The organism is Streptomyces sp. NPDC059564 (assembly GCF_042735575.1).
Lineage (GTDB): Bacteria > Actinomycetota > Actinomycetes > Streptomycetales > Streptomycetaceae > Streptomyces.
Genome location: NZ_JBHWBP010000373.1, coordinates 1 through 7361 on the forward strand (window position 1 = coordinate 1; position 7361 = coordinate 7361).

A 7361-nucleotide genomic window follows, 5' to 3' on the forward strand; every position below is an offset into this window, starting at 1 on the left:
GTCCGGGGCGGAGCCCCGGCAGCCGACCCGCAGGGTCACGACAACGCGGCCACCCGGTCCCGGTACGACCGCACGGCCGAAGCGTCCCGGTACGGCTCCAGCCGCCGCTCGAAGTCCCGTACGTACTCCACCGCCCGCACCGACCGCATCTCGCTGGCCTGCTGCGCCGCCTCGGCCCCCAGCGCGCACGCCTGGTCCAGCTCGCCCAGACCCAGCCGCGCCGTGGCCAGCACCACCCGGCAGAACAGCCGCGAGCGCGCGAACCCCGGCGCCCGCAGCTGCAGGGACCGCTCCGCGTGCTGCGCGGAGGCCCGGTACTGCTGGAGGTCCCGGTGGCAGTGCCCGAACTCGTCCGCCAGCTGCGCCTCGTCGAAGGCCCGCGCCCAGTGCGGTACGTCGTCCCCCGGCCGGCCCGCGCCCAGCGCCCGCTCGGCCCGCACCAGCGAGGCGGTCGCCGCCCGCACCTCGCCCAGCACCGCGTGCCCGCGCGCCTCGGCCGCGTGCAGCAGCGCCTGCACCACCGGCGGCGGCCCCGAGCCGACACCCTGCTGGGCGACCCGGGCCAGCTGAACCGCTTCCCGGCCGTGCCCGAGGTAGACGGCCTGGCGGCTCATCGTCACCAGCACGTACGACCCGTACGGCCGGTCCCCGGCGGCCTGCGCGAGGCGCAGCGCCTGGACGAAGTACCGCTGGGCCAGCCCGTGCGCGGCGATGTCGTACGAGGTCCAGCCCGCGAGCCGGGTCAGGTCGGCGGCGGCCGAGAACAGCCGGCGCCCGGTGGTCTCGCCGTAGGTGCCGCGCAGCATCGGCTCGGCCTCGTGCTCCAGGTAGCGCACCAGGGCCTGCCGGGCGTGGCCGCCGCCGTAGGCGTGGTCCAGGGTCCGGAACAGCTCGCTCACCGAGCGCAGCGCCGCGATGTCCCCGCTGGTGACGCGCTGGCCGGGCCCCCGGTCGATCTGCCGCTGGCGGGGCACCGAGGTGCGGCCCTGGGCCGGGACCCGGCTGGCGGTGAGGTCGGCGCCGCGGCCCACCCGTTCGTCGGCCCGGCCGATGAGCCAGTCCCGGCTGGGCACCACCAGTCCGGCGGGGGTGAAGGCGATCTTGCGGAGTTCGGCGTGGGAGCCGGAGTCCTTGCGCCACAGCCCGCTCGCGATGTCCACGGCCTCTTCGGGGGTGGCCGCGAACTCCAGGCCCGCGTACACGGGCGCGCACGCGTCCAGCCCCAGGTCCTGCGCGGACAGGCGGCGCCCGAGGCGGCGGGTGAAGACCTCGGCGATCAGCGCGGGGGTGGTGCCGCGGGGCTGCTGGCCGCGCAGCCAGCGGGTCACGGACGTCTTGTCGTAGCGAAGGTCCAGACCGTGCTCCAGGCCCAGCTGGTCGACGCGGCGGGCGAGACCGGCGTTGGAGAACCCGGCTTCCGCGATCAGCGCCGCGAGCTGCCGGTTGGGGACGCGCTGGGCAGGTCGTTCCGTCATCGGCTCCACGGTTTCCTGACGTGACGGACCGGAGTCCCGGCCCTGTGAACGGCGTGAATGTAGCGGCCAACTCCGCTCGGACCGCCCTCTCTGCCCCACATTCATCCGATCGTGTGCCGAATGCGTAGGCCCCTTTACGGACCGGCCCCCTCCGTCCGCGTACGCTGCGCCCCATGACCCGTCGGCCCCACGGGGCACATGCCCCCGACACGTACGCAGAGTCCACCGCTCCGCTCCCCGCCCCCGAGCTCACCGAGGCGGAGTGCCGCCGGTGCGGCACGTACATCGCGGGACTGGACGGGCGGTACGCGTGCGGGGTGTGCGGCTGGGTCAACGACCACTCCGAGGGCCACCGCCGGCTGCCGCGGGCCGACGAGGACCCGGACCTCCCGCGCAAGGGGCGCAGGCGCCCCAGGCAGCTCCCGGGCCCGCCGCCGGAGACCGGGCCCCGGACCGGGGACCAGCCCGGGCCGCCGGGGGCCTGAAGCCTCGCGGGCGGGTCGCCGTACTCTTGGCCTGGTGCGATACGTGCACACAGCAGGTTCAACGAGGAGGCGCTGCGGTGACTGAGCTTCGGTTTGTCCATCTGGGCTTCGGGCCGGAATCCGTCGAGTACACCGAGGCCTGGGAAGAGCAGCGGCGCGTCCACGCCGCACGTTTCGCGGACGACATCGAGGACACCTGCCTGCTCGTCGAGCACCTGCCGGTCTACACCGCCGGCCGGCGCACCGACCCGAGCGAGCGGCCGCTGGACGGCACCCCGGTGATCGACGTGGACCGCGGCGGCAAGATCACCTGGCACGGCCCGGGCCAGCTGGTCGGCTACCCGATCATGAAGCTGCCCCGCCCCGTCGACGTGGTGGCCCACGTGCGGCGCCTGGAGGACGCCCTGATCCGCACGGCCGCCGAGTTCGGCCTGGAGACCACCCGCGTCGAGGGCCGCTCGGGCGTCTGGGTGCTGGGCGACCCCGTGGAGCAGCGCCCCGCGATAGGCGGGCTCTCGCTCGACTTCACTGCACCCGTCAAAGACCTCCGGATCGGCGACGACGAGTTCGACGCCCGCCTGAACGGTCCCGAGTACGCCCCCTCCAACGCCGGCCAGCGCCGCGAGGACCGCAAGCTCGCCGCGATCGGCATCCGCGTCGCCAAGGGCGTCACGATGCACGGTTTCGCGGTCAACGTGAACCCGGACAGCACCTGGTTCGACCGGATCATCCCCTGCGGGATCCGGGACGCCGGTGTGACCTCGCTCTCCTACGAGCTGGGCCGCGAGATCACCATCGCCGAGGTGCTGCCGGTCCTCGAACGCCACCTGAAGGACGTACTGGAGCAGGCCGAGCTGAAGCCGCGCGAGATCGAGCCGGCCGCCGGCTGACGACGCGGGGAATGCGTCCGGCGGCCTTCGGGTTGGCCGACGTAAGAGCGTACGAAATTACGGGCGTACCCTGGTGGGCGCCGAAGAATCGAAGTCACAGGGAGCCGGTCGTGTCCGCAGTCGCACCCGACGGACGCAAGATGCTGCGCCTCGAGGTCCGTAACGCCCAGACCCCCATCGAGCGCAAGCCCGAGTGGATCAAGACCCGGGCGAAGATGGGCCCCGAGTACACCAAGATGCAGGCCCTGGTGAAGGGCGAAGGACTGCACACGGTGTGCCAGGAAGCCGGCTGTCCGAACATCTACGAATGCTGGGAGGACCGCGAGGCCACCTTCCTCATCGGTGGCGACCAGTGCACCCGGCGCTGTGACTTCTGCCAGATCGACACGGGCAAGCCCGAGGCCCTGGACCGGGACGAGCCGCGCCGCGTGGGCGAGTCCGTGGTCACGATGGACCTGAACTACGCCACGATCACCGGCGTCGCCCGCGACGACCTGGCGGACGGCGGCGCCTGGCTGTACGCGGAGACCGTGCGCCAGATCCACCAGCAGACGGCGGGCCGCGAGGGCGGCCACACCAAGGTCGAGCTGCTGGCCCCCGACTTCAACGCGGTCCCGGAGCTGCTGGAGGAGGTCTTCGCCTCCCGCCCCGAGGTCTTCGCGCACAACGTCGAGACCGTGCCGCGGATCTTCAAGCGGATCCGCCCCGGTTTCCGTTACGAGCGCTCGCTCGACGTGATCCGGCAGGCCCGCGCCTACGGCCTGGTCACCAAGTCGAACCTGATCCTGGGCATGGGCGAGGAGCGCGAGGAGGTCTCGCAGGCCCTGAAGGAGCTGCACGAGGCCGGCTGCGAGCTCATCACCATCACCCAGTACCTGCGCCCCTCGCCGCGCCACCACCCCGTCGAGCGCTGGGTGAAGCCGGCCGAGTTCGTCGAGCTGGCGAAGGAGGCCGAGGAGATCGGCTTCTCCGGCGTGATGTCCGGCCCGCTGGTCCGGTCCTCGTACCGGGCGGGCCGTCTGTACGGCCAGGCGATGGAGAAGCGCAGCCGAGCCGTAGCGTAGGTTGCGGGTCCGCCCGCGGCACGAGGGCGGGCACGCGGCCGGAGCGGTGGCGAGGCGTAGCCCGACCGGCGGAACGAGAAGCGCGCGACCGCCGTGTGAGGTCACGCACACATACTTACTAACCGGTAACACCGCACAGGCGCGGCCCCTAGGCTCTTTTTTTGCAAAGAGTCCGGCGGGCCGCGTTCGTGTTTGCAACACGTCAATCACATTTGACCGACCGGTCACACCCTGGTAACACCAGTGAGTGACGCTGGAGCCACGCACCGCACACCCCATCGACGTGAGCACCGAGAGAGGGTCCGACATCATGCAGGCCGCGCCAGTCCGCGCCATCGCCATCCCGTCCTTCACCGAAGCCTTCCGCGGGATCGAGTCGCTGCTCATGAGCGGCGCCCGCCGCAACGCCTGGACGGCCGTCCTGGAGGACCGCCGCAGGGCCAAGGACCGGGTCGAAACCGAGCACGTACTCGAGGCCGCGGCGACCCGGACCCCGCAGGCCACGTAAACTTCGGTTTATGGCGAGGAAGTCAAACGCAGAGACTGCTGCGAACCCCGGGCGACTGAAGCAGATCGCCCTGACGTACAAGATGACGCGCAAGGCCGACCCGAAGGTCGGTCTGATCGTCGCGGGCGTGGGAATCGTCACCTTCGGTGTCTTTCTTGCGATCGGCTTCCTGATCGGCCACCCGGTCTACCTGGGCATCCTGGGCTTCCTGGTGGCGTTCCTCGCGATGGCGATCGTCTTCGGGCGACGGGCCGAGCGGGCTGCCTTCGGGCAGATGGAGGGGCAGCCGGGCGCTGCCGCGGCCGTACTGGACAACGTGGGACGGGGCTGGTCGACCACCCCGGCCGTCGCGATGAACCGGAACCAGGACATCGTCCACCGGGCCGTCGGCAAGGCGGGCGTGGTCCTGATCGCCGAGGGCAACCCGAACCGGGTCAAGACGCTGCTCGCGGCCGAGAAGAAGAAGCTGGCCCGGATCATGCCCGACGTTCCGGTCCACGACTTCATCGTCGGCACCGGCGAGGGCGAGGTGCCGCTCAAGAAGGTCCGTACGACGCTGCTGAAGCTGCCGCGCGTCCTGTCCGGCCCGCAGATCACGCAGGTCAACGACAAGCTCCGGGCCATGGGCGACCTCATGAGCAACATGCCCGTGCCGAAGGGCCCGATGCCCAAGGGCATGCGGATGCCGCGCGGCGGGAAGATGCGCTGATCGGCTGATCCGCTTTTCGTATACACCACACACAGGGGCGCCCTCGAAGCCATTGCGGCCGGGGGCGCCCCTGTGTGCGTTCGTCGTTCCGGAGGCGTCCGCTCAGATGCGGACCTGGACCGCGCCGGCCAGCCGGTCGTGCAGTCCGCGCCCGTCCCGGTCCCAGACCAGCGCCGGGATGACCAGGGCCAGCAGCAGCGTGCGGACCACCACGCGGACGATGCCGAGGCGGCCGCCGTTCTGCCCGATCACCCGGAGGCCGAACATCCGCTTGCCAGGGGTGAAGCCCACGGTGCCCACGGTGAGGATGACCAGGGCCACGAACAGCCCCAGTGTCCAGTTGCCCGCGGCGGTCAGGTTCCCGTGCGTGATCAGTCCGTATGCGATCAGCTGGCAGCCGACCCAGTCGATCGCGACGGCGCCGAGCCGGCGCCCGAAACGGGCCACGGAGCCGGGCCCCGACTGGGGCAGGCCCAGCCGCTGACCCGGATAGCCGAAGTCGACGCCCATGTCCTCGGCGGCGGCGCGGGGGCCGGAAAGCCAGGATCCGATTGCTTGCCTGTTGTCCACTCCACCACGGTACCGGTGGGCCTGGACGGGCCCTGGACGGGACCCTGGTTAACTTGTGCGAAACAAATGGGTCATGCTTGGGAAATCCCGTCTGCTTATGGTCGGGTCAGCGTGCGGCACCGCACTGACGCACCACGAGCTATAAAGCCCGTCCCTGCCCCGGGGACCGGGAGTAGGAGGAGTTGGATGTTCAAGAACGCCGACGAAGTGAAGCAGTACATCGAGGAGAACGACGTCAAGTTCGTTGACGTCCGCTTCTGCGACCTGCCTGGTGTGATGCAGCACTTCACCATCCCGGCGCGAGCGTTCGACCCGGCGGAGGAGCTCGCCTTCGACGGATCCTCGATCCGCGGCTTCCAGGCGATCCACGAGTCCGACATGGCGCTGCGCGCCGACATCACCACCGCGCGCCTGGACCCGTTCCGCAAGGACAAGACGCTCAACATCAACTTCTTCATCCACGACCCGATCACGGGCGAGGCCTACAGCCGCGACCCGCGCAACATCGCGAAGAAGGCCGAGGCGTACCTCGCCTCCACCGGCATCGCCGACACCGCGTTCTTCGGCCCCGAGGCCGAGTTCTACGTGTTCGACAGCGTGCGCTTCGCGACCTCCGCGAACGAGGGCTTCTACCACATCGACTCCGAGGCCGGCGCCTGGAACACGGGCTCCGAGGAGAACAACCGTGGTTACAAGGTCCGCTACAAGGGTGGGTACTTCCCCGTAGCCCCGGTCGACCACTTCGCCGACCTGCGCGCCGAGATCTCCCTCGAGCTGGACGCCCAGGGCCTCCAGGTCGAGCGTCAGCACCACGAGGTCGGCACCGGTGGCCAGGCCGAGATCAACTACAAGTTCAACACGCTGCTCGCCGCGGCCGACGACCTGATGCTCTTCAAGTACGTCGTGAAGAACGTCGCCTGGCGCAACGGCAAGACCGCGACGTTCATGCCGAAGCCGATCTTCGGTGACAACGGCTCGGGCATGCACGTGCACCAGTCGCTGTGGGCGAACGGCGACCCGCTGTTCTACGACGAGGCCGGCTACGCGGGCCTCTCGGACACCGCCCGCTACTACATCGGCGGCATCCTCAAGCACGCCCCGTCGCTGCTGGCCTTCACCAACCCGACGGTGAACTCCTACCACCGCCTGGTGCCGGGCTTCGAGGCGCCGGTCAACATGGTGTACTCGCAGCGCAACCGCTCCGCCGCCATGCGCATCCCGATCACGGGCTCGAACCCGAAGGCCAAGCGCGTCGAGTTCCGCGCGCCGGACCCGTCCTCGAACCCGTACCTCGCCTTCTCGGCGCTGCTGCTCGCGGGCCTCGACGGCATCAAGAACAAGATCGAGCCGATGGAGCCGATCGACAAGGACCTCTACGAGCTCTCGCCCGACGAGCACGCGAGCGTCCCGCAGGTCCCGACCAGCCTCGAGGACGTCCTCAAGGCCCTGGAGGAGGACCACGAGTACCTCCTGGCCGGCGGTGTCTTCACCCCCGACCTCATCGAGACCTGGATCGACTACAAGCGCACGCACGAGATCGCCCCGATCCAGCTGCGTCCGCACCCGCACGAGTTCGAGCTCTACTTCGACCTCTAAAAAAATCGGGGATCGTGCCTGATGAAAGGCCCCCCACCGCTCTCCAGGAGAGCGGTGGGGGGCC

The 7361-nt window shown here is 70.3% G+C and carries 8 protein-coding genes; 6 read left to right on the plus strand and 2 right to left on the minus strand.

Going from position 1 to position 7361, the window contains the following annotated elements:
• Nucleotides 1–35: 35 nt before the first annotated feature.
• On the minus strand, nucleotides 36–1475 hold the full coding sequence (locus tag ACFV0Q_RS35525) for a regulator (RefSeq protein ID WP_385011241.1): 1440 nt from the start codon (nucleotides 1473–1475) through the stop codon (nucleotides 36–38).
• A gap of 173 nt (nucleotides 1476–1648) precedes the next feature.
• On the opposite strand from ACFV0Q_RS35525, the gene ACFV0Q_RS35530 reads away from it, so the two are divergent.
• From ACFV0Q_RS35530 to ACFV0Q_RS35550, 5 genes are all read left to right on the plus strand, one after another.
• Nucleotides 1649–1960 carry a hypothetical protein gene (locus tag ACFV0Q_RS35530; RefSeq protein ID WP_385011243.1) on the plus strand — a complete coding sequence of 104 codons (312 nt, stop codon included), beginning with the start codon at nucleotides 1649–1651 and terminating at the stop codon, nucleotides 1958–1960.
• Between the two features lie 77 nt (nucleotides 1961–2037).
• Nucleotides 2038–2850, plus strand: a complete 813-nt coding sequence (lipB, locus tag ACFV0Q_RS35535) for a lipoyl(octanoyl) transferase LipB (RefSeq protein WP_385011245.1) — start codon at nucleotides 2038–2040, stop codon at nucleotides 2848–2850.
• A gap of 110 nt (nucleotides 2851–2960) precedes the next feature.
• Nucleotides 2961–3914 (plus strand): lipoyl synthase, encoded by a 954-nt coding sequence (gene lipA / locus ACFV0Q_RS35540; RefSeq protein WP_385011246.1) that lies wholly within the window; start codon nucleotides 2961–2963, stop codon nucleotides 3912–3914.
• 310 nt (nucleotides 3915–4224) lie between these two features.
• Nucleotides 4225–4422: a hypothetical protein gene (locus tag ACFV0Q_RS35545; protein ID WP_030233071.1), complete on the plus strand. Its 198-nt coding sequence runs from the start codon at nucleotides 4225–4227 to the stop codon at nucleotides 4420–4422.
• A gap of 10 nt (nucleotides 4423–4432) precedes the next feature.
• Nucleotides 4433–5131 carry a DUF4191 domain-containing protein gene (locus ACFV0Q_RS35550; RefSeq protein WP_356883240.1) on the plus strand — a complete coding sequence of 233 codons (699 nt, stop codon included), beginning with the start codon at nucleotides 4433–4435 and terminating at the stop codon, nucleotides 5129–5131.
• A gap of 102 nt (nucleotides 5132–5233) precedes the next feature.
• Here ACFV0Q_RS35550 and ACFV0Q_RS35555 read toward each other — a convergent pair whose 3' ends face one another.
• Nucleotides 5234–5701, minus strand: coding sequence for an RDD family protein (locus tag ACFV0Q_RS35555; RefSeq protein ID WP_385011248.1), 468 nt, complete (start codon nucleotides 5699–5701; stop codon nucleotides 5234–5236).
• Between the two features lie 186 nt (nucleotides 5702–5887).
• Here ACFV0Q_RS35555 and glnA point away from each other — a divergent pair, with 186 nt between their 5' ends.
• Nucleotides 5888–7297 (plus strand): type I glutamate--ammonia ligase, encoded by a 1410-nt coding sequence (gene glnA, locus ACFV0Q_RS35560; protein ID WP_385011250.1) that lies wholly within the window; start codon nucleotides 5888–5890, stop codon nucleotides 7295–7297.
• The last annotated feature ends 64 nt before the right edge of the window (nucleotides 7298–7361 follow it).